Source organism: Pseudomonas sp. EA_105y_Pfl2_R69, assembly GCF_963970915.1.
Classification (GTDB): Bacteria; Pseudomonadota; Gammaproteobacteria; order Pseudomonadales; family Pseudomonadaceae; genus Aquipseudomonas.
This window is the reverse complement of record NZ_CAXAOO010000004.1, coordinates 96,302-122,187: the sequence shown is the minus strand read 5'-3', so window position 1 is coordinate 122,187 and position 25,886 is coordinate 96,302. Positions and strand designations below refer to the sequence as shown.

17 protein-coding genes and 2 pseudogenes are annotated in these 25,886 nt (G+C 62.8%); 12 read left to right on the top strand and 7 right to left on the bottom strand.

The window, feature by feature from the left end:
• The first annotated feature begins 535 nt into the window (after positions 1 to 535).
• From AACY13_RS12665 to AACY13_RS12620, 10 genes and pseudogenes are all read left to right on the top strand, one after another.
• Positions 536 to 2,476: a polysaccharide biosynthesis protein gene (locus AACY13_RS12665; protein WP_339462341.1), complete on the top strand. Its 1,941-nt coding sequence runs from the start codon at positions 536 to 538 to the stop codon at positions 2,474 to 2,476.
• Between the two features lie 336 nt (positions 2,477 to 2,812).
• A complete protein-coding gene (locus tag AACY13_RS12660) occupies positions 2,813 to 4,135 on the top strand; it encodes an O-antigen ligase family protein (RefSeq protein ID WP_339461940.1) in 1,323 nt (440 codons plus the stop codon).
• A 106-nt stretch (positions 4,136 to 4,241) separates the two neighbouring features.
• A pseudogene (locus tag AACY13_RS12655) lies at positions 4,242 to 4,559 on the top strand (sugar phosphate nucleotidyltransferase); the annotation flags it as partial.
• On the top strand, positions 4,556 to 5,089 hold the full coding sequence (gene rfbC / locus AACY13_RS12650) for a dTDP-4-dehydrorhamnose 3,5-epimerase (RefSeq protein WP_339461939.1): 534 nt from the start codon (positions 4,556 to 4,558) through the stop codon (positions 5,087 to 5,089). The pseudogene AACY13_RS12655 and the gene rfbC, both read left to right, overlap by 4 nt.
• Positions 5,090 to 5,426: 337 nt before the next feature.
• Positions 5,427 to 6,308 carry a dTDP-4-dehydrorhamnose reductase gene (rfbD, locus tag AACY13_RS12645; RefSeq protein ID WP_339461938.1) on the top strand — a complete coding sequence of 294 codons (882 nt, stop codon included), beginning with the start codon at positions 5,427 to 5,429 and terminating at the stop codon, positions 6,306 to 6,308.
• Between the two features lie 146 nt (positions 6,309 to 6,454).
• Positions 6,455 to 6,778 carry a ComEA family DNA-binding protein gene (locus tag AACY13_RS12640; protein ID WP_339461937.1) on the top strand — a complete coding sequence of 108 codons (324 nt, stop codon included), beginning with the start codon at positions 6,455 to 6,457 and terminating at the stop codon, positions 6,776 to 6,778.
• Positions 6,779 to 7,130: 352 nt separating this feature from the next.
• Positions 7,131 to 7,505 (top strand): DUF2784 domain-containing protein, encoded by a 375-nt coding sequence (locus AACY13_RS12635; RefSeq protein ID WP_339461936.1) that lies wholly within the window; start codon positions 7,131 to 7,133, stop codon positions 7,503 to 7,505.
• A 306-nt stretch (positions 7,506 to 7,811) separates the two neighbouring features.
• Positions 7,812 to 8,624 (top strand): SDR family oxidoreductase, encoded by an 813-nt coding sequence (locus AACY13_RS12630; protein ID WP_339461935.1) that lies wholly within the window; start codon positions 7,812 to 7,814, stop codon positions 8,622 to 8,624.
• 119 nt (positions 8,625 to 8,743) lie between these two features.
• Positions 8,744 to 9,916 carry an MFS transporter gene (locus tag AACY13_RS12625; protein WP_339461934.1) on the top strand — a complete coding sequence of 391 codons (1,173 nt, stop codon included), beginning with the start codon at positions 8,744 to 8,746 and terminating at the stop codon, positions 9,914 to 9,916.
• A 211-nt stretch (positions 9,917 to 10,127) separates the two neighbouring features.
• Positions 10,128 to 10,559 (top strand): hypothetical protein, encoded by a 432-nt coding sequence (locus tag AACY13_RS12620; protein WP_339461933.1) that lies wholly within the window; start codon positions 10,128 to 10,130, stop codon positions 10,557 to 10,559.
• A gap of 251 nt (positions 10,560 to 10,810) precedes the next feature.
• Here AACY13_RS12620 and AACY13_RS12615 read toward each other — a convergent pair whose 3' ends face one another.
• The 5 genes and pseudogenes from AACY13_RS12615 to AACY13_RS12595 form a co-directional block, all read right to left on the bottom strand.
• Positions 10,811 to 11,050, bottom strand: a complete 240-nt coding sequence (locus tag AACY13_RS12615; RefSeq protein WP_339461932.1) for a YheU family protein — start codon at positions 11,048 to 11,050, stop codon at positions 10,811 to 10,813.
• A gap of 274 nt (positions 11,051 to 11,324) precedes the next feature.
• The gene (locus tag AACY13_RS12610; RefSeq protein WP_339461931.1) at positions 11,325 to 14,081 is read right to left on the bottom strand and encodes a 7TM diverse intracellular signaling domain-containing protein; all 2,757 of its coding nucleotides are present in this window, start codon (positions 14,079 to 14,081) and stop codon (positions 11,325 to 11,327) included.
• Between the two features lie 246 nt (positions 14,082 to 14,327).
• Positions 14,328 to 15,518 (bottom strand): osmoprotectant NAGGN system M42 family peptidase, encoded by a 1,191-nt coding sequence (locus AACY13_RS12605; RefSeq protein ID WP_339461930.1) that lies wholly within the window; start codon positions 15,516 to 15,518, stop codon positions 14,328 to 14,330.
• Positions 15,519 to 15,745: 227 nt separating this feature from the next.
• A pseudogene (gene ngg, locus AACY13_RS12600) lies at positions 15,746 to 17,504 on the bottom strand (N-acetylglutaminylglutamine synthetase).
• Positions 17,505 to 17,647: 143 nt separating this feature from the next.
• Positions 17,648 to 19,417: an N-acetylglutaminylglutamine amidotransferase gene (locus AACY13_RS12595; RefSeq protein ID WP_339461929.1), complete on the bottom strand. Its 1,770-nt coding sequence runs from the start codon at positions 19,415 to 19,417 to the stop codon at positions 17,648 to 17,650.
• Positions 19,418 to 19,552: 135 nt separating this feature from the next.
• Between AACY13_RS12595 and AACY13_RS12590 the strand changes: the two genes are divergently transcribed.
• A complete protein-coding gene (locus AACY13_RS12590) occupies positions 19,553 to 20,026 on the top strand; it encodes a MarR family winged helix-turn-helix transcriptional regulator (protein WP_339461928.1) in 474 nt (157 codons plus the stop codon).
• A gap of 381 nt (positions 20,027 to 20,407) precedes the next feature.
• Here AACY13_RS12590 and dacB read toward each other — a convergent pair whose 3' ends face one another.
• Entirely contained in the window at positions 20,408 to 21,850 is a 1,443-nt protein-coding gene (gene dacB / locus AACY13_RS12585) for a D-alanyl-D-alanine carboxypeptidase/D-alanyl-D-alanine endopeptidase (RefSeq protein ID WP_339461927.1), read from the bottom strand.
• 287 nt (positions 21,851 to 22,137) lie between these two features.
• Here dacB and AACY13_RS12580 point away from each other — a divergent pair, with 287 nt between their 5' ends.
• Complete coding sequence (locus AACY13_RS12580) at positions 22,138 to 22,479, top strand: YggL family protein (protein ID WP_339461926.1); 342 nt, start codon at positions 22,138 to 22,140, stop codon at positions 22,477 to 22,479.
• A gap of 256 nt (positions 22,480 to 22,735) precedes the next feature.
• Here AACY13_RS12580 and AACY13_RS12575 read toward each other — a convergent pair whose 3' ends face one another.
• Positions 22,736 to 25,696, bottom strand: a complete 2,961-nt coding sequence (locus AACY13_RS12575; RefSeq protein ID WP_339461925.1) for an HD domain-containing phosphohydrolase — start codon at positions 25,694 to 25,696, stop codon at positions 22,736 to 22,738.
• Positions 25,697 to 25,886: the final 190 nt, after the last annotated feature.

The following is a 25,886-nucleotide window of genomic DNA, read 5'->3' as shown; positions in this document are numbered from 1 at the left end:
GGTAGGGTGCGCCATGCGCACCAACTCGGGCAGCGAATCACTGGTGCGCACGGCGCACCCTACGGGTCCTGGCTATCTCAATACTCAGCGGTGATGGCAGAACGCAACGGGCTATTGGGACATGGCCATTAAAAATGGCTCTGCACAGCGTTAGGTGTTGCATAAGGCGTCTTGCTTAACGGTCTGTCTACAGGCGTAGCAATGGTTAGTGTGCGTCGTGCGCAATTGCCTGGGCCATGGGCCATGGGCCATGGGGCATGGTGCGCATGGCGCACCCTACGCGTGGCTGACGCGTTTTAGTGCGGCCCGAAGGGCAAGCGATGCGCGTCAGGCCCATATACAACACGTACACTGCGTCTGACTCACTGCCCTTGCACGGGTGCGTTACTGGTGTAGGCCTGTCTTTTGTTTACCTTGCGGGCGCGCGCTGCCTCGCCGTTTTTTATGCTCCAAGGATTGAGGTGTTGTTGTGTTAAGACTTGCTGAAAATTTGCGTAGCCGTCTGGTCAAGTTGCCTCGCCGCCACAAGCGATTGATGCAGGTTGCAATGGATGTGGTACTGGTTTGGGCGGCGCTGTGGCTGGCATTTGTCGTACGCCTGGGGGATGCACGAAGCATCGAGCCCTTTGCTGGGCATGCCTGGTTGTTTGTTACTGCCCCGCTGATCGCGATTCCTTTATTTGTCCGTTTTGGTATGTATCGCGCGGTGATGCGTTACTTTGGCAATGATGCCTTGATCGCGATTGTCAAGGCCGTTTCGCTATCGGCCTTGATTTTAGCTTTGGCGGTTTACTGGCATCAGGGTGCGCCCAAACTGATTCCTCGCTCTATGGTGTTTAACTACTGGTGGCTAAGCCTGGTAATGATCGGCGGCTTACGCCTGATGATGCGCCAGTATTTTATGGGTGATTGGTATTCGTCGGATAAACCCTATCGTCTTCAGGGGCGTGATGAGGGGTTGCCGAAAGTTGCGATATACGGCGCTGGCGCGGCCGGTAACCAGTTGGCCGCAGCTCTACGGCTTGGTCGGGGGATGCGACCTGTTGCCTTTATCGACGATGACTCTGGTATTGCCAATCGAGTGATCGCCGGGCTACGGGTTTATACCCCCAAGCATATTCAGCAAATGATCAATGAGACGGGGGCCGAGGAGATACTGCTGGCCATTCCGTCAGCCTCGCGTTCAAGGCGGCGAGAGGTGCTGGAGAACCTTGAACAGTACCCCTTGCACGTGCGTAGCGTGCCGGGTTTTATGGACTTGGCCAGTGGTCGGGTCAAGGTCGACGATGTACAGGAAGTGGATATTGCCGACCTGCTCGGTCGCGATGCGGTGCCGCCGCAACAGGCCCTGTTTGAGCGCTGTATCCGCGGTCAGGTGGTGATGGTGACGGGAGCCGGTGGCTCCATAGGTTCGGAGTTGTGTCGGCAGATATTCGCGAGTGGACCGACCACCTTGTTGTTGTTCGAGCACAGCGAATTCAATCTTTACAGTATTCATAGCGAACTTGAGCGGTGCATTCGGCGTGAGTCACTGCCTGTGCGGCTAGTGCCGATCTTGGGGTCGATTCGCAACGCCGGTCGCCTGTTCGATGTTATGCGGACCTGGAAGGTAAACACGGTTTATCACGCAGCGGCTTACAAGCATGTGCCGATGGTTGAACACAATATTGCCGAGGGGGTTCTGAATAATCTGTTGGGCTCAACCTTTACTGCCCAGGCGGCAGTAAAGGCTGGAGTTGAACATTTTGTGCTGATTTCCACTGACAAGGCTGTGCGTCCGACCAATGTGATGGGCAGTACCAAGCGCCTGGCTGAAATGGTTCTGCAGGCATTGAGCCGTGAGTCGGCACCTGTGTTGTTCCGTGATGGCGAGTCCGTGCATCGGGTCAACAAAACCCGTTTCACTATGGTGCGTTTCGGCAATGTGCTGGGGTCGTCTGGCTCGGTTATTCCGCTTTTCCATGAGCAGATCCGCAAGGGCGGGCCGGTCACCGTTACTCATCCGAATATCACTCGTTATTTTATGACCATCCCCGAAGCCGCGCAGTTGGTGATTCAGGCGGGGGCTATGGGGCAGGGCGGTGATGTGTTCGTGCTGGATATGGGCCAGCCGGTAAAGATTGTCGAGTTGGCGGAGAAGATGATCCACCTCAGTGGTCTTAGTGTGCGATCGAGCAAGAACCCACATGGCGATATCGCGGTTGAGTTCAGTGGCTTGCGTCCCGGTGAGAAATTGTATGAGGAGCTGCTGATCGGCGATAACGTCAGCCCGACCGATCACCCGATGATTATGCGGGCTAATGAAGAGTGTTTGTCTTGGGAGGCTTTCAAGAAGGTTTTGGCCGATTTGCTCAGCGCGGTGGAACAAGATGACTACGATCGTGTGCGTCAACTGCTGCGCGAATCGGTGAGCGGCTACGCACCGGAGGGGGAGATCGTCGATTGGATCCATCAGCAGCGACGGATTGAACCGTAGGTCGCGGTTGCACCGCGGGCCTTAGAATCACCGATGCCGACGAAATAGTTCCGATAGCATTCTGTAGGAGATCCCCCTCCGTCCAGACGTCGCTCTGGCGCGCAGCAAACTGGGGTTGTGGGTACCTGTGCGGCGACGCCCAGTCCCATGGGCGCGATGCGTTTCGCGGGCATGGCCCGCTCCTACAGGTCTTTGTGCAGATTTAATTTCTATATAAAGCAACGAGTTATTTCTTGTTTGATGAGGGCCGGCTTGCCTGCGATCTTCGGTGTTCGTTGGCGGATCTATAAACTTGGTGGCCCCCGGTGAACAGCGGCTTGGCCGAGAAAAATTATCATGAGTCAGGCCACCGGCATGAGCGTATACAGCGTGTATGCCGGATTGTTTGGTGTCAGGGAATTAGAAGGAATATTTGTGCGTTTTACTCAGCGATTGATGGCCCCTGATGCGGCGTTACCCAAGGCTTGGCTGGTGGTTTTAGCGTTGGGGTTGTTTGTGCAGTTGACAGGATTGCTGTTCAACAGCGATGGCAGTCGCTATGCAACGCAGACCTATTTGTTGCTATTCGTCCCTGCATTGGTTCTGCTGCTCTGGCAGCGCTTTTCTTGGCATACCTGGCGTCAGGCTCCAGGCGTGTTCTTTTTGTGCCTGCTGGCTTGGGTGCTATTGAGTGGTTTATTTAACCCCGGCTCCAATAGTGGGGCTGTTTACTGGCTGAAGATAGTACTGCTGATTCTGCTCTACGTCTTCGCTGTGGTCAGTCTGGTCAGGCATGAAAGAGCCTTTACTTGGTTGCTGGTGGTTGTGGTGGCTGTAGCCGTTGTATTTGCCTGGCTGACGCTCTATTACCAATTCGGTGTTTTGGATAAGCCGGTGGGATATAAGGCGCTACGCCATGCTCGGCTACATGAGTTGGGGTGGCGGGGGATGGCAGATCTGAAAAACCCTATTATCGCCGGCCTCTATTATGGTGTGTTCGCGGTTCTTCTGACTTATCTCTTGGTCGGATTAAAGGTGCGCGCTTGGCAGGCTGCGTTATTGGTCATGGGTATGTCGGGGCTGCTGACCTATGTGTTGTTCACGGCTTCCCGTGGTGCCTGGTTTGCTACTGCTGCGGGGTGTTTAGTCGCGTTGCTGCTGTTCCCAAATATCAAGTCACGAGCCTTGATAGGGCTGAGTTGCTTAGTGGTGATTGCCGCTGTCGGTTTGTTCTGGCCTGAAATTCAGCATGAGCGAAAGATCGGTGTAAGCGGCCGTGATCTTATCTGGGGTAACTGGGTTGAGCGCCTTCCAGAGTTTTGGTTAATGGGTACAGGGGCAGGGGCGGATTTAATATTTAATTTCCCAAATTCCAGTCATGGTTTTCTGCATGCCCACAGCCTCTATTTGCAACTTTGGTACGAGTACGGCATCGCTGGTTTTGGTCTTTTTATCTTGCTGTTACTAAGCCTGTTATGGAAGGGCTGGCAGTGTAGGGCTGAGCCTTTGGCGCGCCTCGGCTTGGCGTTGTTAGTGTTGGCGATGGTGGCCATGGTTTCGGATGTCTATGCGATCTTCCATCGTCCAAGCCCATACTGGGTGCTGTTCTGGTTCCCTGTGGGTATCTTACTGGGTGTGGGACATCACCGTAGGTTGGATAGTGCAGCGTCGGTTGTTTGAAACCGCTTCCTGATTTTGGCAAAACACCTAGATTTTACTCGCTGAGTTGTTCGCTGAAGCAGATGAGCGTTGTCGACGCCGAGTACGCCAATCAGCGTAAGTAAAAAAACCGTCCCATCGCGGCGAGCTGGAAATCACCGATGTGAACAACGCCTACCTGCAGCGCGGCGATTTGCATGTCAGCTTGCTTGGCCGTGGTTTCGCCTGGCTGGATACCGGCACCCATGACTCGCTGATGGATGCCGGCTACTTTGTCCACACCATCGAAGCGCGTCAGGGCCTGAAGGTGGCTTGTCTGGAAGAAATCGCCTATCAGCAGGGCTGGCTTTCGGCCGAGCAGTTGCAGCGGCAGGCCAGCGCCCTGGGCAAGAACGGTTATGGGCAGTATCTGCTCTCCTTATTGGCGCAGAAGGTGACACAATGAAAGTTATCGAGACTCGGTTGCCCGGTGTGTTGATTATCGAGCCTGAGGTGTTCGGCGATCATCGCGGTTTTTTCCTCGAGTCTTTTCAGGTCGAGCGCTATCGTCAGGCGGGAATCGATTTGCCTTTTGTCCAGGACAACCATTCGCGCTCGCAGCGCGGAGTCTTGCGTGGTTTGCATTTCCAGCGCAGTCGCCCCCAGGGCAAGCTGGTCAGCGTTAGCCGCGGTGCCGTGTATGACGTGGCCGTGGATATCGACCCGAAATCGCCGAGCTGCGGTCAGTTCGTGGGGGTGGAGCTGAACGACGAGAACCACCGTCAACTCTGGGTGCCGCCTGGCTATGCCCATGGCTTCTGTGTGCTGAGCGAGGTGGCGGACTACCACTACAAATGCTCCGAGCTGTACTTCCCGGAAGATGAGGGCGGGCTGATCTGGAATGACCCGGATGTGAATATCCCCTGGCCAATCAGCGAGCCGCAGTTGTCCGCCAAGGACATGCGCCACTCTGGGTTGCGTGATCTGATTCGTTAGTAAAGGCGCTGAAGGGCAAGTGCGACAGGCTAAGCAGCTAGAACCCTGAGGGGATGTTTGCTGTTGGTGGGAATATGCTGTCGAACCTGGCATCTTCCCCCTCACCCCAGCCCTCTCCCCAAGGGGCGAGGGGGTTGAATGTGCACGTCGGTAGATGGCGGTGACAGGATCTAGGGCGGCTCGGGACGGCGACCATTCAGGAGCGTAGCGACAAGCCGCCTGCTTATGCCGCGACGATAAATCATGGTGCACTGCCTGCGGCGAGTGACACCCTACGGGTTGCCAAACCTTGGCTGCGGTATTGCGCTCGATATTTTCACAGTATTGAGACCTTTGTATGCGCGTATTGATTACCGGCGCTTATGGCCAGGTCGGTCATGAGCTGATGCGTCTGGTGCCTGCTGGGTTCGAGGCGATAGGTCTGGACTCGGCAGAGCTGGATATTGCCGATGCGGCGCAAGTAGCGGCGGTGGTCGACCGGGTGCAGCCGCAGCTGATCATCAATGCTGCGGCCTACACCGCTGTGGACACTGCCGAGAGCGAGCTGCAACGGGCCTACGCAGTGAACCGCGACGGGGTTGCCAATCTGGCGCAAGCGGCGCAACGGTCAGAAATTCCGTTGTTGCATATATCTACCGATTATGTTTTTTCCGGGGATGCCACCGCCCCCTATGGCGAACAGGATGCAACCGCCCCCACCGGAGTGTACGGCGCGAGCAAGCTGGCCGGTGAGTTGGCGCTGATGGAGGGCTGCAGTCGCTATATGATCCTGCGCACCAGCTGGGTGTTCGGTGCGCATGGCAACAACTTCGTCAAGACCATGCTTCGCCTGGGGCGTGAGCGTGATGAGCTGTCTGTGGTGGCCGATCAGCAGGGCTGTCCGACCTCGGCGGCGAGTATCGCCTGCGCCCTCTGGGCCCTGTCCCAGCAGTACCGCGATAGGGGTACCTTGCAGTGGGGGCTCTATCACTACAGCGGCCTGCCGGCTTGCAGTTGGCAGGCGTTCGCGCAAGAGATCTTTGCCCAGGCGCACGAGCTGGGCATGCTGCCGCGGGTGCCTGTGGTGCATGGCATCAGCACGGCGCAATACCCCACGCCGGCGAAGCGCCCGGCATGGTCGGTGATGGACTGCAGTCGCCTGCAGCAGGCCCAGCAGATAACGCCTGCCGATTGGCGCACGGAACTGCGTGCGGTTTTGCTGGAGCTGGCGGGGCAGTAGTTGCTGCAGCCGTTCGTTATTTATAGAGGCTGAATCAATTTTTTTGCAGTGGTTATTTGACAGTTTTCCAACAGCGGCTAGTTTTGAGAAAACGCGGAGCAGGAGCCCCGCGTCTCGAAATACCAACGCACGAAAGGACTCTAGCCATGTTGAAACTGAAACTCTCTTCCCTGCTGTTTGCCCTGCTTGCCTCGATGTCGCTGGTGGTTTCGGCGGCCGAGGTGTCCTCGAAACCAGCCAGCCCGGGCGAAGCCGTTCAGGTCGCCACTGCTGCCATGGTCAACCTCAATACCGCTGACGCCGCCACCCTGCAACGCGAGTTGCTGGGCATTGGCCAGGTCAAGGCGGAGGCCATCGTGGCTTACCGCGAGGCGCACGGTAACTTTGCCTCGGTGGACGAGTTGCTTGAAGTCAAAGGCATCGGGGCTGCGATTCTGGAAAAGAATCGCGACAAGCTGAGTATTAACTGACGCTGCTGAGCGTTTATCGAAAGACCGGTTACTTCCCCTAATGCCGTTCACTTAAGCCAAGTGAACGGCATTTTTTGTGGGCTGCACTTATGAGTCCAATGGCACTTTATTTATCCGCCAAAGCGCCATGGTGGATGAGAAAGGCGTCATCCACCCTACGCCGTTCTCGGTGCCCTGGCACAACTCGGGGAACACTACCTGCCTCTGCTCACATCCCGTTCCCGGCCTGCGCTGCGCTTGTTCGGACTACGGCTCACACCTGGCCCCCTTTATGCGCAAGTCGCGGGTGCTGTGATTGCGCGGTGGTGGCGGTACCCTGTGGGCGGTTGGTCGAATCGGGAAGGGCGTTGCGATGCTTGTGTTGCTGGCTGCGGATGCCGTGCTGCTAGTTCATCTGCTGTTTATTGTCTTTGTGCTGTTCGGCGGTCTGCTGGTGTGGCGCTGGTATCGCCTGGTCTGGCTGCATGTGCCGGCGGCGCTGTGGGGCGTGACGGTGGAGGTGTTGCACCTGCAGTGCCCGCTGACGCCCCTGGAGAACAGTCTGCGCCAGGCGGCCGGGCAGGCGGGCTATGCCGGCGGTTTCGTCGAGCATTACCTGATGCCGATCATCTACCCGGCGGGGCTTACGCCGCAGGTGCAACTGTGGCTGGGGGCTTTGGTGCTGCTGTTCAATGTGCTGATTTATGCCCGGCTGTTGCTGCGACGCAAAAGCAGGCGGCGCGACTAGTGTCGTGTCACAGAGCATGAGTCCCATGTGCCGTTAGCCATCGGGTTGTAGGAGCGGCTGGGCGGCACTCCGCTGGGCGGCACTCCGCCATGCCGGCGATTCGCCCCCATGGCGTGCTCCTACCTCTTTGCGACATTTGCACCTGGCCTTCAGTTTTACCCGCCTCCTGGGGGCGGGCGCGTGGTATGGCTTGCCGCTCCGCGGCTGGTGCTATGCCGTCATTCATAAAGTTGATGGAGCATGGGGCGGGATAATTCCTTCGCTACACTGGGCCCATCTACCACAGCACAACAAGGCAGCCTTTATATGCAAAATCGCATGATGATTACCGGCGCGGGTTCGGGTTTGGGTCGCGAAATCGCTCTGCGGTGGGCGCGTGAGGGCTGGCAGCTGGCGCTTTCCGATGTCAATGAGTCGGGCCTGGTCGAGACCCTGCAGTTGGTCCGTGCCGCTGGCGGCGATGGCTTTACCCAGCGTTGCGATGTACGCGATTACAGTCAGCTGACGGCGCTGGCCCAGGCCTGCGAAGAGCGCTTCGGCGGTATCGATGTGATCGTCAACAATGCCGGCGTGGCGTCGGGCGGCTTCTTCAGCGAGCTGTCGCTGGAAGACTGGGATTGGCAGATCGCGATCAACCTGATGGGCGTGGTCAAGGGCTGCAAGGCCTTTCTGCCGTTGCTGGAGAAGAGCAAGGGCAAGATCGTCAACGTCGCCTCCATGGCGGCGCTGATGCAGGGCCCGGCCATGAGCAACTACAACGTGGCCAAGGCCGGCGTGGTGGCGTTGTCGGAAAGCCTGCTGATTGAGCTGAAGCTGCTGGAGGTGGGCGTGCATGTGGTGTGCCCGTCGTTCTTCCAGACCAATCTGCTCGACTCCTTCCGCGGCCCGACTCCGGCGATGAAGGCGCAGGTGGGCAAGCTGCTCGAGAGCTCGCCGATCAGTGCCAGCGATATTGCCGATTACATCTACCAGGAAATCGCCAAGGGCGAGTTTATGATTCTGCCCCATGAGCAGGGCCGCATGGCCTGGGCGCTGAAGCAGAAGAACCCGCAGCTGCTGTACAACGAAATGACCGCCATGGCCGACAAGATGCGCGCGGTAAAACCCAAGCAGGGCTGAGTCGTGACGGTTAGTTGATTTATCGGTCAGCTTTATTGCGCCCCGGGCTTGCCTGCCGCAGGTCCGGGCGTTAGGGTTTGCCGTCATGTCGGCCTGGCCGCGAAACCGATGGATCTTCTGTGAAACCTTTCCCGCGGGCCATGCTGTTGCTGGCCCTGATTCTGGCGGCGATCAATCTGCGCCCCGGCATCACCTCCCTGGCTCCGCTGATCGAGCGTATCGCCGCAGAGCTGGCCTTGAGCCGCAGCCTGATCAGCCTGACCACGGCGCTGCCCGTCCTGTGCATGGGGCTGCTGGCCCCGCTGGCCCCGCGCCTGGCGTTGCGCATCGGCCTGGAGCGCACCCTGGCCCTGTGCATGGGGGTAATCGCGCTGGCGTTGCTGCTGCGCCTGGCGGGGCATAACAGCCTGATCCTGATCGGGAGCGCGGTGCTGCTGGGGGCGGCCATTGCGGTGGCCGGGCCACTGCTGTCGGGCTTTATCAAGCGCTATTTTATGGCCAGCATGGGCAGTGTGGTGGGCTGGTATTCCCTGAGCATGGCCGTTGGCGGGGCAGGGGGCGCGGTGTTGACTGCGCCGGCTACCCAGCTGCTGGGGGATGACTGGGCCCGTGGCCTGGCGGTCTGGGCCGTACCGGCCTTGCTGGGCCTGCTGCTGTGGCTGTGCCTGCCGAACCGGATCGAGGCGGCGGATGCCGCGGAGGGCAATGCCGGTCTGCCGTGGCGACAGCCCAGGGCCTGGCTGATCAGTGGTTTTTTTGCCTTGCAGGCCGGGTTGTTCTACGCCCTGGCGACCTGGGCGGTGGCGCGCTATCACGAGGCCGGGCTGAGCCTGATGCACAGCAACAGCCTGTTCAGTCTGTCGATGCTGATGGGCTTGCCCGGTTCCTTTCTGATGCCGTGGTTGGCTCAGCGTTTCGACAATCGCTATCTGCTGCTCCTGGGCTGCGGGCTGCTGTCCTCCCTGAGCCTGGGGATGATCACCTTCGCGCCGACCTTCCTGCCGGAGCTGTGGGCGGTCACTATCGGCCTGGGCCTGGGCGGCTCCTTCGCCCTGTCCCTGGTGTTGCCGCTGTATGAAGCCGGCTCGCCCTTGGCGGTCAGCCGCTGGACCGCCATGATGCTGTTCGTCGGCTACAGCCTAGCCTGCCTGACGCCGGTGCTGACGGGGTTGGCCCGGGATCTGGCCGGCAACTACCAGCTGCCCTTTATGGTGCTGACCAGCCTGGCGGTAGTGATGAGCCTGCTGGCCTGGATCATGGGCCGCGAACGGCCTACGCGCGCTTCGCGTTGAGGGGCGCACCATGTCGGTGGATCGGGGCTGCCCCGGTGCGCGCGGCGCACCCTACATGAGGTGTGCGGCCAGCGCTCCCCTAGGGTGCGCCGTGCGCACCGGCTTGACTGGGGGCGTGCTGCAGCCGGCTATTTCGCTTATTTAGCGGCAGTTCCTTCCTTGCTCAGTGGGGCTGTGATAGAAGGCAGCCTGGTTTTTTTGGAGTGGCGATGTGGAGTCCGAGTCCATCGTTTATGGCTGCATCCGTGACTGGCCGTCGGACAGTCCAGCGGAGAGCCGCCTGCGCCGCGAGATCAACCAGCAGGTGCTCGACCAGTTGCCGGCTGGCGATGCCTGGAGCTTTCTCGGCCGGGAAATGTTCGCCTGCTGTCAGCAGCCGGGGGATGCCCTGTACCAGACTCAGGTGATCCACTTCGGGGCCAGCTACCGCACCGTTGAGTACGAGTGGAGCCTGTGGATCAAGCAGTTCGAGGCCTTGCTCAAGCGCCTGTACTGGGCCAGTGCGGTGGTGCACCTGGAAACCGAGTTGAACGGTACCCACACCTTTCGCTGGGAGTCGGACAACGGTTTTCACAGCCCCGACGAGGGTGAGTTGCGCGTGCGCTGCGCCTGGGAGCGCGAAGGCGGTCTGCGTGGGGCGTAGTAGAGGTTCCGTCTTGCACGCAGCTTTTGTAGGGCGGGTTAGCAGCGCGCAACACCGACCGAGAATCCCTACATGACAGTGGTGCGACGCGTAACCCACCAGACCATGGTGTGCGTTGCGCCGATGGTGGGTTACGCCGCGTCCCGAATGGCGTGATGCTTGGCAATGGCGGCAGGCGGCTAACCCACCCTACGAATTTTCCTTGCCCCAGCCGAGGAGCCATTGCCAGCAGTGGCCCCGAATAAGCGCCGCTATTCGGCGAGCTCCTCCAGCCATTCTTTGGGTACATCGCGCCTGAGTGCCAGCTGGCATTGCTGGCTGTCCGGATCGAAGACGATCACCGCCTGGCCTTTGCCCAGGGCATGGCGCACGCGTTCGATGCGGGTGTGCAGCGGGGTTTCATCGCCGTTGTCGGTGCCGTCGCGGGTGACGAAGTCCTCGATCAGGCGGGTCAGGGTATCGGCTTCGAGCAGGTGAAAAGGGATCAGCACGGTCAGTTCTCCAGAACGCAGCGGCGATGCTAACGCGCGCCGGCCCGTCTGGCCATGGTTAGCCGGCTGGAGGCGGTTCAGCGTATACACCGGTTAGGCGTGGCTAGGGTCTGTCTACAGGCCCGGTCATGGGTAGGGTGCCGCCGTGCGCACCAGTGCGGGCTACGGATTCCTGGTGCGCACGGCGCACCCTACGGTCCGGCGACCTCTCAGGTGCCGATAGCTGAACGCGACAGCCTAGTGGGATATGGCCAAAGCTCTGTCGGGCTTGCCGCTACAGCGCCGTGTCCGCCGAGGGTTGCTGGAGAAAGCGCTCCAGGGTGCTGTAGAGGCGGGCGCTGTCCAGCGGCTTGCCGAGGAAGTCGTTCATGCCGGCGTCGCTGCCGTGCTGGCGGTGTTCGTCGAGGATATGCGCGGTCAGCGCGACGATGGGCACCGCGGGCAGATTATGCTGACGCTCGATGCGGCGGATCTGTCGGGTGGCTTCGAAACCGTCCATTTCCGGCATCTCGCAGTCCATCAGGATCAGCTGCGTGGCGTTCGGGTCACGTTGGTATTCATTGACCGCGGCCAGGCCGTTGGTGACCAGGCGCACGTTATAGCCGCGCTTTTTAAGAAAGCCCTGGACCACCAGCTGGTTAACCGGGTTGTCTTCGGCGACCAGGATGCAGGGCGCGCCGCCGCTGTCGTGGCGTGCCTGCGGCAGGGGGCGGATCTCCGGGCTGCGCTGCTCTTCATAGAGTTCCTGCAGGGCCCCGCGCAGCGCCGTGACGGCCAGGGGCTGAGCCAGGCTGAGCAGGCGCAGGCCGGCACTGCCGGGCTGCTGCTGGCACTGCTCGGGGGAGCTGAGCAGCAGGATGCGCTGGCCGGGGTGCAGCAGGGGGCGCAGGGCGTCCAGCCAGTGCTGGGGGCTGCCGGGCCAGGGGGCCATCAGCACCAGCAACGGCGGTGCGGCGAAATCCTCCAGGTAGCCGTGCAGGCTTTCCGGGTTCTGACAGCGTTCGGTGCGCATGCCCCAGCGCCCGAGCAGGCGGCTGAGGGCGTCCAGGCCCAGGCCGTCGAGGGAGGTGAGCAGGGCGGTACGCCCCTTGAGCAGCTCGCAGAGCGGGTCGACAGCCTGTTCCTCGTTGGCCTGGGGGATGTCGAAGGCGAAGCGGGTGCCCTGGCCCGGGGTGCTCTGTACCTCGATGCGGCCGCCCATCATTTCCACCAGTTCCTTGCTGATGGCCAGGCCCAGGCCGCTGCCGCCGTAGCGTCGGGTGGTGCTGGAGTCGCCCTGGGCGAAGGACTCGAACAGCTGGGTCAGGGCCTGATCGCTGATGCCGATACCGCTGTCGCTGATGGCGAAGATCAGGTGGGGGTTGCCCTGGGAATCGCTGCGCCACGAGACGTTGAGCGATACATGGCCCTCGGCGGTGAATTTCAGGGCATTGCTCAGCAGGTTCATCAGCACCTGCTTGAGCCGGGTCGGGTCGCCCTGGATGCGCCGCGGTACCCCCGCCTCCAGGCTGATATAGAGGCGCAGGCGCTTGTCCAGGGCCTGCCCGGTGAACAGGCTGAGGGTGTCTGAAATCAGTTCTTCCAGATCGAAGTCGATATGCTCCAGGCTGAGCTTGCCGGATTCGATGCGGGCGTAGTCGAGGATATCGTTGATCACGGCCATCAGTGAGCTTCCCGAGCTGGATATGGTGTCGACATAGAAGCGCTGGCTGCGATCCAGCGGGGTTTCCTTGAGCAGTTGCAGCATGCCCAGCACGCCGTTGAGCGGGGTGCGGATCTCGTGGCTCATCTTGGCCAGGAAGCGGCTCTTGGCCAGGTTCTCGATCTCCGCCTGTTCGGCGGCGCGGCGCGACTGGAAGCCTTCTTCCTTGAGCATATTGATGCGGTCGGCCAGGCCGATCGACAGGGTGATCAGCTCGATGGTCACGCCGACCTTGACCACCGCATCGCCATACAGGCCGAGCAGTTCGAGGCCCAGGGAACCGGACGTGGCGACGATAAAGGAGGCCAGCAGAATGCCCCAGGCGAGGATGTAGTAGGAACCATAGCGCAGGCCCTTGCGCCAGACGTAGGCCCCGCTGAGCAGCAGCACCAGGGACACCGCCAGGACGGTGAGGCTGGCGAGGATGTTCCAGGCCTGCAGACCGATCAGTGGTACCGACACCAGGCAACCGCCGACCAGCAGCATAAACAGGCGCAGGCCCAGATCCAGGCGCGGAAAATACTGCTGGGTGTGCAGGAAGTGGCGGCTGAACTGGGTGGCGGTGAGGCAGTGAATGTACATCAGGATATAGATGCTCACCGACTGCAGGCCGATATGCTCGGGCAGCAGCTTGAACAGCATGCCGTCGAAGCTGGCGGCGAACAGGCCGATATTGAAGCTGTACACCAGGTACCAGAAGTAGGCCGCCTCGCGCAGCGAGAGAAACAGGAACAGGTTGTAGCAGAACATGGCGAACAGCACGCCGTAGAAGGCCCCGTTGATGCCCATCAGATTTTCCTGGGCGGCGGCGCTGGCGTGGTAGGTGCTGAAGAACAGCGGCACGAAGACCGTGCTGGTGGTTTCCACGCGGATCAACAGGGTGCTGCTGCCGGGTGCCAGCTCGACCGGAAACCAGAAGTTACGCACCTGCACCGGGCGCTGGGAGAAGGCGTAGTGGTCGCCGCTCTCCTGCGTCTGCCAGTTGCCGTCGGGGCCAGCCAGGTAGAGCTGCAGATGGTCGAGCAGCGGGTAATTGACTTCCAGGTAACCGCTCAGGTCGTTTGCCAGGCGGTTATCCAGCTGCACCTTGAACCACCAGATCGAGTCGTTCTTGCCGAGGTTGGCGTGCTCCCCCGCGACCGGCGTAAAACGCCGATCGTCCAGCTGGCCGACCTGTTCCAGGGTCAGGCTACCCTCGGGATCTTCCAGGTAACCCATGGCCGGCCCCAGGGAGAGGCGCAGGTCGTCGCTGTCGAGCAGCGCAGGTTGCAGTGCCCAGGCGGGGCCGCATAACCAGAGCAACAGCAGCGCAAGCCAGATATGAGGCATCCGCAAACCTCTTGGTTCTTATTGGGGGCCGTGCTCAGCCAATTCCAGGGGCCTGGCGGACTACGACCGTCCTTCGCGAGGAAACGTCCGGCTTGAGGCGGGTTTTACACTCTTTTGCGGCGAATGGTCGCCCAGTTCAACGAAAAAGAGCGTGAAAAATCACCGGATCAGGCTTTTTCGCAGTAGGACGGTGTCGAATTCGACAGGCTCCTGGTGCAGCCACTTTGCCCGGATGCGCGCTGCCCTTCAAGCGTCCTGATCGCGGTGGCCGAGCAGGCTATCCACGGTGGGTACGCGGGTGTCGCTCTCCATCTGTGCGTCGTGCTCCAGTTGGTGGCTGAAACGTTCCAGGGAACCCTGGGCCGGTTGGGCGTCGCTGGCGAATACCGGCGGGCTGAGCAGGTAGGCGGCGAGCAGGCTGCTGAGGGCCTTGAGGCTGTCGATATGGGTGCGTTCGTAGCCATGGGTGGCGTCGCAACCGAAGGCCAGCAGGGCGGTGCGGATATCATGGCCGGCGGTGACGGCCGATTGCGCATCGCTGTGGTAGTAGCGGAACAGGTCGCGGCGCACCGGGATGTCATGTTCGCCGGCCAGGCGCAGCAGTTGACGCGACAGGTGATAGTCGTAGGGCCCGCCGGAGTCCTGCATCGCCACGCTGACCGTGTGTTCGCTGGATTGCTGGCCCGGGGCGACCGGGGCGATATCGATGCCGACGAACTCGCTGACGTCCCAGGGCAGGGCGGCAGCGGCTCCGGAGCCGACTTCCTCGGTGATGGTGAACAGCGGGTGGCAGTCGATGGCCGGCTCCAGGCCGCTCTCCTGGATGGCCTTGAGCGCGGCGAGCAGGGCGGCGACACCGGCCTTGTCGTCGAGGTGGCGGGCGCTGATATGGCCGCTTTCGGTGAACTCCGGCAACGGGTCGAAGGCCACGAAGTCGCCCACCGAGATGCCTAAGGATTCGCAGTCGGCGCGGGTGGTGCTGTAGGCGTCCAGGCGCAGTTCGACGTGGTCCCAGCTGATTGGCAGGTTATCCACCTCGGTATTGAAGGCATGCCCCGAGGCCATCAGCGGCAATACGCTGCCGCGAATCACCCCGTGGTCGGTGAACACGCTGACCCGGCTGCCTTCGGCGAAGCGGCTCGACCAATGGCCGACCGGGGCCAGGCCCAGGCGGCCGTTGTCCTGCAGGGTGCGGACGATGGCACCGATGGTGTCCAGGTGCGCCGACACCGCGCGGTCCGGGCTGTTCTGCTTGCCCTTGAGGGTGCCGCGAATGGTGCCGCGGCGGGTCATCTCGAAGGGGATGCCGATCTCCTCCAGGCGCTCGGCGACATAGCGCACGATGGTGTCGGTGAAGCCGGTGGGGCTGGGGATGGCGAGCATCTCCAGCAGCACCCGCTGCAGGTACTCGAGGTCGGGTTCGGGGAGTTTCTGCATACAAGGTCTCCTGGCGAAAATTGTCTGGGCGGCCTGCGATCTCGTAGGGGGGGATGACGCTTTATCCATCCACCAAATCGCCATGCTGGACGAGAAGGCGTCAGCTACGCGCCCCGATCCACCCTACACAGTGCTGGCCCTGATCAGCCTTGGCGCAACCCGGGCGGGTAGCGACCCGGGCGGGTAGCGACCCGGGTTGCGCCGCGTATCGCGGCGGTGATGATGGTTCAATCCACCTGGCTAAGGGGAAACAGCAGGTCGATAAAGCGCTCGGCGGTGGGTTGCGGCTGATGGTTGGCCAGGCCGGCGCGTTCGTTGGCTTCGATAAACACGTATTCGGGCCGATCGGCTGCCGGTACCAGCAGGTCGAGGCCGACCACGGGGATATCCAGGGCGCGGGCGGCCTTGACCGCGGCATCGGCCAGCGTCGGATGGAGAATGTCGGTGACATCTTCCAGGCTGCCGCCGGTGTGCAGGTTGGCGGTCTTGCGCACGGCCAGGCGCTGTCCGGCGGGCAGGATGCTGGCGTAGTCGACGCCGGCGGCATGCAGGGTGCGCAGGGTTTCGGCGTCCTTGGGAATGCGGCTTTCGCCGCCGGTGGCGGCCTGGCGTCGGCGGCTCTGGGCGTCGATCAGGTCGCCGATGCTGTGCCGGCCGTCGCCCACCACTTGCGCCGGCCGGCGGATGGCCGCGGCCACCACCGCGAAGCCGATCACCAGGATGCGCAGGTCGCAGCCTTCGTGAAAGCTTTCCAGCAGTACCCGGCTGTCGAAGGTGCGGGCGCGCTCGATGGCGTCCTGCACGTCCAGGGGCGTGCGCAGGTCCACCGCCACCCCCTGGCCCTGTTCGCCGTCCACCGGCTTGACCACCAGGCTGCCGTGTTCGGCGAGGAAGGCGGCATTCTCCTCGGCGCTGCCGGCCAGGCGCTGCGCCGGCAGGCTCAGGCCGGCGCGGGCCAGGGCGCGGTGGGTCAGGCGCTTGTCCTGGCACAGGGTCATGCTCACCGCGCTGGTCAGGTCGCTCAGCGACTCGCGGCAGCGAATTCGTCGGCCGCCATGGCTCAGGGTGAACAGGCCGGCTTCGGCATCGTCGACCTGCACCTCGATGCCGCGGCGCAACGCCTCATCGACGATGATCCGCGCATAGGGGTTCATCTCGGCATGGGGGCCGGGGCCGATGAACAGGGTCTGGTTGATGCCGTTCTTGCGCTTGATGCTGAAGGTCTGCAGTTCGCGAAAGCCCAGCTTGGCGTAGAGCTGCTTGGCCTGGCCGTTGTCATGCAGCACCGACAGGTCGAGGTAGCTCAGGCCGCGGCTCATGGAGTGTTCGACCAGGTGGCGCACCAGCACTTCGCCGACCCCGGGCCGGGCGCAGCGCGGGTCGACGGCCAGGCACCAGAGGCTGCTGCCGTTTTCCGGGTCGTTGTAGGCCTTGTGGTGGTTGAGGCCCATGACGCTGCCGATTACTGCGCCGCTGTCTTCGTCCTCGGCCAGCCAGTAGGTGGGGCCGCCCTGGGGGTAGGGGGTGAGCTTGTCCGGGTCGATCGGCAGCATGCCGCGCATCCGGTACAGGCAGTTGATGGCCTGCCAGTCCGTCTCGTTCTGCGCCCGGCGGATACGGTAGCCGCGAAAGCCACGGCGCGCCGGGCGGTAGTCGCTGAACCACAGGCGCAGGGTATCGGAGGGGTCGAGAAAGAGTTGCTGCGGTGCCTGGGCCAGCACCTGCTGCGGCGCGGCGACATACAGGGCGATGTCGCGCTCGCCGGGCCGTTCGTCGAGCAGGGCCTGGGCCAGTTCGATGGCATCCGGGTAGGTGTGGCCGATCAGCAGGCGGCCCCAGCCGCAGTGCACGGCCTTGGGCTGACTGGGCGGGGCGCTGTGGTCCTCGGCCAGACGTGCCTGTAGGCGTTCGTAGGAAGGTGTCTGGCCGCGCACAAGGCGCTGGTTGTAGGCAGTGGCGCGCATGGGAATGTCCCTCGTCCTCTATCGCTACGCCCGGTCTCTGGGCCGGGTCGTGGGTGGCTGGCTGGGAGCGGTCTTGGACGCGAGCCTTTCGCTGCGCGGCCAAGGCCGCTCCCGCAGGTGTACCTTGGCGGTGGAAAACGCTGCGCGGTTTTCCACCCTGCGGAACTACAGCCCCTGTTCGTTCAACCAGAGGTTGAGCGCCGCCATCTGCCACAGCTTGGAGCCGCGCAGCGGAGTCAGTTGGCCATGGGGATCGGTCAGCAGGCGATCGAGCATGGCCGGGTTGAACAGGCCGCGATCCTGGCTCGGGTCGAGCAGCAGCTCGCGTACCCAGCCCAGGGTCGCACCTTCCAGGTGCTTGAGGCCCGGCACCGGGAAGTAGCCCTTGGGCCGATCGATCACCGCGCTGGGAATCACCTGGCGCGCCGCTTCCTTGAGCACATGCTTGCCGCCATCGGGCAGTTTGAAACGGCCCGGAATCCGCGCCGAAAGTTCTGCCAAACGGTAGTCGAGGAACGGCGTGCGCGCCTCCAGACCCCAGGCCATGGTCATATTGTCGACCCGTTTGACCGGGTCGTCGACCAGCATCACCGTGCTGTCCAGGCGCAGGGCCTTGTCCACCGCGGCGCTCGCCCCGGGCTGGGCGAAGTGCTGGCGAACGAACTCGCCGGCTGCATCGTTGGTCAGCCAGCGGGGCTGCACGCAGGCGGCGTATTCCTCGTGCTCGCGGTCGAAGAAGGCGCTGCGGTAGGCGGCGAAGGCATCCTCCGCGCCATCCACCAGCGGGTACCAGTGGTAGCCGGCGAACAGTTCGTCGGCCCCCTGGCCGCTCTGCACCACCTTGCAGTGCTTGGCCACTTCCCGGGAGAGCAGGTAGAAGGCGATGCAGTCGTGGCTGACCATCGGCTCGCTCATGGCGCGAAAGGCCGCCGGCAACTGCTCGAGAATCTCGTGTTCGCCGATGCGCAGCTGGTGGTGGCGGGTGGCGAAGCGTTCGGCGATCAGGTCGGAGTACTGGAATTCGTCGCCGCGCTCGCCGCCGGCATCCTCGAAGCCGATGGAGAAGGTCGAGAGGTTTTCCACCCCAGCCTCGCGCAGCAGGCCCACCAGCATGCTCGAGTCGACCCCGCCGGAGAGCAGCACGCCTACATCCACTGCGGCGCGCTGGCGGATCGATACGGCCTGGCGCATGCCGTCCAGCACCTGGTCGCGCCATTCTTCCAGGCCGTAGCCGCTTTCATCGGGGCGCGGGCCGAAGGTCAGGTTCCACCAGGTCTGCTGCTCGCAGTTACCCTGGGCGTCGACACGCATCCAGCTGGCCGGCGGCAGTTTCTCCACGCCGGCGAGGATGGTGCGCGGGGCCGGGACCACGGCGTGGAAGTTCAGGTAGTGGTTGAGCGCGATGGGGTCCAGGGTCTTGCCGATATCGCCGCCGGCCAGCAGGGCCGGCAGGCTGGACGCGAAGCGCAGGCGCTGGCCGGTGCGCGACAGGTACAGGGGTTTGACCCCGAGGCGGTCGCGGGCGATAAACAGCTGTTGGCTGTCGCGTTCCCACACGGCGAAGGCGAACATGCCGTTGAGCTTGGGCAGCAGCGCCGTGCCCCAGGCGTGATAGCCCTTGAGCAGCACCTCGGTGTCGCCGTCGGAGAAAAAGCGGTAGCCCAGGTCCTGCAGTTCGTGGCGCAGTTCCGGGTAGTTGTAGATGGCACCGTTGAATACCATCGACAGGCCCAGGTCGCTGTCGATCATCGGCTGGCCCGAGGCTTCGGCCAGGTCCATGATCTTCAGCCGGCGATGGCCGAGGGCGATGGGGCCCTGGCTGTGGAAGCCGTGGGCGTCGGGGCCGCGAGGGGCCAGGTGATGGGTGATGCGCTCGACCGCAGCCAGGTCGGCCGGTCGTTGATCAAAACGTAGTTCTCCAGCTATTCCGCACATAGTTCCTTACCGGTATTGCCGTTGGGGAGGGCTCGACGGGGCAGCTGGCTGCCTGCGAACTGCTCGCCGAACCTTTTACACCAAAACAAATAAATGCTTTCATGTCAAAGTTTAATGTCGGATAAAAAGGCAGTTATGACCGATAAAATAGTTTCTACTGAAATAGATTTGTCATCTGTCGTGGCCTTCGAACTGCCGCTGTTCCAGGCCCTGCGGCGGCTGCAGCAGGCGGGGGAGGTGCATGCCAAGCGGCTGAGCCGCTTTGGCGGGCTGACGCCCATGCAGTTGATGATCCTGCAGGTGCTGGCCGGCGAGAGACGCTTGACCGCCAGTGACCTCAGCGGCCGGGTCAGCCTGACTGCGGCGACCCTGTCGGGCATGCTCGACCGTCTGGAGGAGCGCGGCCTGCTGCAGCGCCAGCGCGACGATCAGGACCGCCGCCGGCAATGGCTGCTGCTCAGCGCTGCCGGGCGCGAACTGGTGCAGCAGGCTCCCAGCCTGTTGCCGCCGGAATTTCGCCAGCGCTTTGCCGCCCTGACCGATTGGGAACGACACAGCCTGACCGCCGCGCTATTGCGCGCGGCGCAGTTGTGCGAGGAGCTGGAGTAGTGTCGCGCCAGCCATGAAATGTCGGAGCAGCGTAGGGTGGGTTAGCGGTGCCAAGCGCTGATCGGTCAGGCACCGCGATCGTGGTGCGCCGCGTAACCCACCAAGCGATCTCCCGTGTTGCGCCGGTGGTGGGTTACGGCGCAACGAATCTTGCTGGAGCATTGCTATCGGCAGCACGCGCCTAACCCCCCCCCTACGACCTGGAGGCATTCGCGTCTATCGGCTTGTAGGTGCCTTGTAGGAGCGGGCCATGCCCGCGAGGGATTTCGCGGGCACGGCCCGCTTCTACAGGCGATGCTTTTGATCTGAACCTATCCCGGATCGCCAGCAAGCTGGCTCCTACCCAAGCAGCGGCAGCTCGCGGTGTGCCTGCAACGCTTTTCAGCGCTGGGCGCTGACCTTGGGCTGGCGATACAGGTCGATCAGCACCTGATCGAGAATCGACGATGCGCCCCAGGGACGGGGATCGTTGAGGATGGCCACCACGGCCCAGCTGTTGCCATTGCTGTCGCGGCTGTAGCCGGCGATGGCGCGCACGTTGTTCAGGGTCCCGGTCTTGATCCGCGCCTGACCCACCAGCGGGGTCTTGTGCAGGCGGCGGCGCATGGTGCCGTCCATGGCCACCAGCGGCAGCGAGCTCATAAACTCGGCGGCGTAGGGGCTTTGCCAGGCGGCCTGCAGCAGTTTGGCCATTTCCCGGGCGCTGACACGCTCGGCGCGGGACAGGCCGGAGCCGTTTTCCATCACCAGGTGCGGGGCGGTAATGCCCTTGCGCGCCAGCCAGCCGCGAATCACCCGTTGCGCCGCCTTGCCGTCGTCCTGGTCGGCAGGGTCGCGGAACTGTGCCCCCAGGCTGAGGAACAGCTGCCGGGCCATGGTGTTGTTACTGTACTTGTTGATGTCGCGAATGATCTCCACCAGGTCCGGGGAGTAGGCCCGGGCCAGCAGGCGTGCGTTGCTCGGCACATTGGCCAGGCGGTCCTTACCCTGGATGCTGCCGCCCAGTTCCTGCCAGATGGCGCGAATGGCCCCGGCGGCATAGCTGGGGTGATCGAGCAGCGCCAGGTAGGTCTGCGAGCTGCAGCCTTCGGCCAGTTGGCCGCTGACAATCACGTTGGTGCCGTCGAACTCGGTCACCGGGTTGTAACGCACATCCGGCCAGCCCGGGCATTTGGCCGCGGGCAGGGCCTTGACCCGGTTGTCGATGCGGATACCGGCAATCGGCGGCTCGGCGACAATATGCACCTTGCCGCCCTCGGTGCGGGCGATAAAACGCAGGGCCTTGAGGTTGACCAGCAGCGAGTCCGGGGCCACCAGAAAGGGCTTGTTGGCGTCGCCGCCGTCATCGTTGAAGCTGGGCAGCTGCGGCTGCACGAAGTGACTGCGGTCGAGCACCAGGTCACCGCTCACCCGTTGCACGCCATTGGCGCGCAGGTCGCGCAGCAACAGCCAGAGCTTTTCCATATTCAGCTTGGGGTCGCCGCCGCCCTTGAGGTACAGATTGCCGTTGAGCACGCCATTCTGCAGTTGGCCGTCGGTGAAGAATTCGGTTTTCCACTGGTGGGTCGGACCGAGCAGTTCGAGCGCCGCATAGGTGGTCACCAGTTTCATGGTGGAGGCCGGGTTGACGGAAATGTCGGCGTTGAAAAAGGTGCTGCTGCCGGGGCCATTGAGTGGCACTGTCACCAGCGACAGGGATTGGCTGCTGATCTTGTTGGCTTTCAGCGATTGCTCGACCTTGCTCGGCAGGCCGGCGGCGTGCAGGGGCAGGGCCAGGGAGGCGAGCAGGCTGCCGAGAGCCAGGCGACGCAGGGTATTGATCATGGGCAGGTACCCTCCAGCTGAGGGATAGGGGTGACGCGAAACATGGCTAACGGTCCCATCGCGATTTGGGATGAAGTTGGCAATTATGCCCCAAGCCTGCGCGGCTTGCCTGGTCGGCAGGGCTCGGTGCGCGGGTTTTTCTTGGCCCCGGGGCGCTGGGCCGACCTTTGCCACTACGGGCGCACAGCCGGTGCCCGCCCGTTTGGTCGTCCGCCTGGCTGCGGAGCGGGCGTTCGGGTGGCGAAACTGCTAGAGTGCGCGGCGTTATCACTTTTGAGGATTGTTCCATGGCTACTAACCGTTCCCGCCGTTTGCGCAAAAAACTCTGCGTGGATGAATTCCAGGAGCTGGGTTTTGAGCTGAACCTGAACTTCAAGGACGACCTGGCCGAGGACGTCATCGATGCCTTCCTCGAGCAGTTCCTGCGTGACGCCATGACCGCCAATGGCCTGGGCTATGTGGGCGGCGACGACTACGGTTTGGTGTGCCTGGCCAAGCGTGGCTCGGTCAACGAAGAGCAGCGTGCCCAGGTTGAAGCCTGGCTGAAAGGCCGCGCCGAGCTGGTGGATTTCACCGCCAGCCCGTTGATGGATGTGTGGTACCCGGACAGCCCGATCAAGCAGGCCTGATCCTCCAGCCTGGGTTTGGCCTTGTCGGCTGAATTGCCAGGCTGGCGATAAACGGGGCCGGGTGTGCGTCAAGCATGCCCGGCCCCGTTTTTTTTTTGGGGGCTATGTGCCCGTTAACTGTTGAGCGATTGTCCGGCTTACGCCGATTAGTCCCCTCGCCCCTTCGGGGAGAGGGTTAGGGAGAGGGGAGCATTTCAGCCTCAGCAAGTTCTTGGTGCGCGCGGCGCACCCTACCGGTCGCGCCGCCGCCGCGTACCTACGCCGGCCCCGACAGCCCGGCCTTGGCCAGTACGGCGGCCTCGTCCACCTCGTCGATTTGCTCGCGGCCGAGAAAGCGCTCGGCATAGGCCAGGTAGATCTTCTGGCGCACGAACAGGCCGAACAACTGCGTATCGATATGCGCACCCCGGCACATGCCGGCCATGATATTCAGCGCCTCGGACAGCAGTTTGCCTTTCTTGTAGGGGCGATCCACCGCCGTCAGCGCTTCGAAAATATCGGCTATCGCCATCATCCGTGCCGGCAGGCTCATGTCCTCGCGTTTCAGGCGTTTCGGGTAGCCGCTGCCGTCCATTTTCTCGTGATGGCCGCCGGCGATCTCGGCGACATTGCGCAAGTGGGGCGGGAAGGGCAGACGATTGAGCATCAGGATGGTCTGCACGATATGGTGGTTGATGATGTAGCGCTCCTCGCCGGTCAAGGTGCCGCGGGTGACGCTCAGGTTGTAGAGCTCGCCACGGTTGAACTTGTGCAGCGGTACGTCCAGCTTGAAGCCCAGCGGGTTATCGGCCGGGATCAGTTCGCTGGCAGGGCGCTCGATCAGGTGCTCGGGCTTGTCGGCCAGCAGCCGCTCCTCGACCGGCAGCACCACGGCCGGGCTGCGTTCCTGGCGCTGGCCTTCCTCCCAGGACACGCCGAGGCGATCGTCCAGGGTGCGTAGCCAGGTGCGCGCGCCGATTTCGCGCAGGCGCTGCAGGTCGGCCTCGGCCATGGCTTCACCGCCGATATTGCTGCGCGCGACAAAGGCGAACTCGTCATCCAGCGCCGCCAGCAGTTCATCGCGCAGGCGCGCCAGCGGCTCGGCTTCGCCGCCTTGCGCACGGCCTTGCCAGTAGTCGATCCAGGCATCGCGCTTGAGCACCTCGAAGCGCATGCGCACCTCGTGGATGCGGTCGTACAGGGTTTCCAGCTTGGTCGCCTTGTCCACCACGTACTCGGGGGTGGTGACCTTGCCGCAGTCGTGCAGCCAGGCAGCGATATGCAGGGTTTCCCATTCCTCGTCATTCGGCCGGTAGTCGTGAAAGGCCGGCTCGTCGCTGGCGGCGGCGGCGCGGGCGAGCATCAGGGTGATCTCGGGTACGCGCTGGCAGTGGCCGCCGGTATAGGGGCTCTTGGCGTCAATGGCCCCGGCGATCAACTGGATAAAGGCGTCGAGCAGTTGCCGCTGGCGCTCCAGCAGGCGCTGGCTGTCGATACAGAGGGCGGCGACGCCGGACACCGCTTCGACGAAGGCGATGCGTTCGGGGCTCAGCATGGCCTCGTCGGACGCCTTGCCGCGGTCGCGACGCAGCAGCACCAGTACCCCGAGGGTATCGCCCTGGCGGTTGTGCAGACCGGTGGCGACCAGGTGCACCCTGGGACTGTCGAGGGTCTGCAGCAGGCTCTGGAAGTCGCCGGCCTGGTCGAAGCCTATGGTGATGGCCGTGCTGCTGCCGCCACTGGCCGGCTGGCGCAACCAGTCCGGTATCTGGTTGGCGGCCAGGTCGTACTGGCTCAAGCCGTGCTTGCTCAGGCTGTGCTGCTGACCGTTGATAAACAGGCCGTGGGGTTCCAGGCGACCGCTCTCGCTATCGCTCAGGTAAATCAGCCCGCCATGGGCGGCGCTGATCGCCACGGTTTCCTCCAGCACCCGTTGCAGCAGCGCATCGAAGCGGGTTTCGGCGGAAAGGCTGGCGGTGATTTCCAGGAAGCTGGCAATCGTCTCTTTCATCCGCGTCATGGAAACCGCCAGTTGGTCGACCTCCAAGACCGGCGAGCGACCGCTGGCCGGGTAGCTGAAATCGAAGCGACGAATCGCCTCGGCTTCCATCACCAGGGAGCGCAGCGGCTTGACGATAATCCTCGAGCTGAGCCAGCCCAGGGGCAGGCAGAGCAGCAGGGTGGTCAGGGTGACCAGCGCCCCTTGCCAGCGGATGCGGTAGGCGTCGGCCAGTAGTTCATCTTCCGGAACCAGCAGGGCCAGGTGCAGGCCCTGTGGCCCGCCTTCCTGCATATGGCGGCTGGAGACTACCCAGCGCCGCTGGTGCAACTCCAGGGTCTCCTGTTGCCGCTGCTCGATGCCGTTGGCGAGCAGGGCGGCAAAGGTCGGGCTGAGGTCGCGGGCCAGGGTCAGCTTGGGCGCGCCGTCATCTCTCACCAGGCGTGCTCGGTCCGGGTAGGCCACGGCATGGCCCTGGGGGTCGAACAGGATCACCTCGGTCGAAGGCGTGACCCGGTGCTTGGCCAGGGTATCGGACAGGTCGGCCAGGGTCAGGTCGGCCCCCAGCACCGTGGTCAGACCGGCGCGCCGGGCCAGCGTGGTGCCGACCTCGGCGGTGGAGAAGAACACATAGGGGGCGGTGGTGATCTGGCCGCCACCGGCGCGGGCCTGGTTGTACCAGTCGCGTTTGCGCGGGTCATAGCTTTCCGTGAGGCGCTGGCGACGGCTGATGGGGTTCAGCGAGCCATCGAAGAACAGGTAATTGGCCTCGGTGCCGGTGGCACTGCGTTCGATCGACCAGACCTGGTAGGCGGCCTGGTCCGGGGCGTCGAAGCGCTCCTTGAGCATGTCGCTACGCAGTGGGCGGACCATAAAGAAATCGCCATCCGCGTAGCCGAGGTAGAGCGATGCCAGTTTCGGGTTGTCGCGCAGGGCCTGTACCAGTGGCTTGAGTAATTCCAGGCGGCCCTCCAGGTCGGTGGCCTGGGTGGCTTCATGCAGCGCCAGCAGGCTGAGCAGATGGCGGATGGGTTGATAGGTGTGCAGCAGGTCCTGTTGCACCTCCTGCTCGATACGCTGGAACAGGCTGTTGCTGCTGGTGAAGATGATCTGGGTGGTTTGCTGGTAATTGAAAACGCCGAGGATGATGCCGGTCAGCAGGAGCAGAAAGGTGAACAGTGCACTGATATGGATATGCAGCGGTGCGCGTCGCTCGCGTATGCGGACTTGATCGGGCATTCGCCTCACTCCTGTGGTTTTGCGCTCTGTTAGCAGCAAAGCATAGTGAAGGTGCGACAGCTTGCCGGCGGAAAGTCCCGAAGAAGATAAAGTTTTTATTGCCAGCGGTTCTAAGCGCTCCCCGTGGGTGGCAACCCGGGCCCCGTTGCCGGGGCTGTCTTCAGGCGCTCGCCTGTGCCCGACCGCTCAG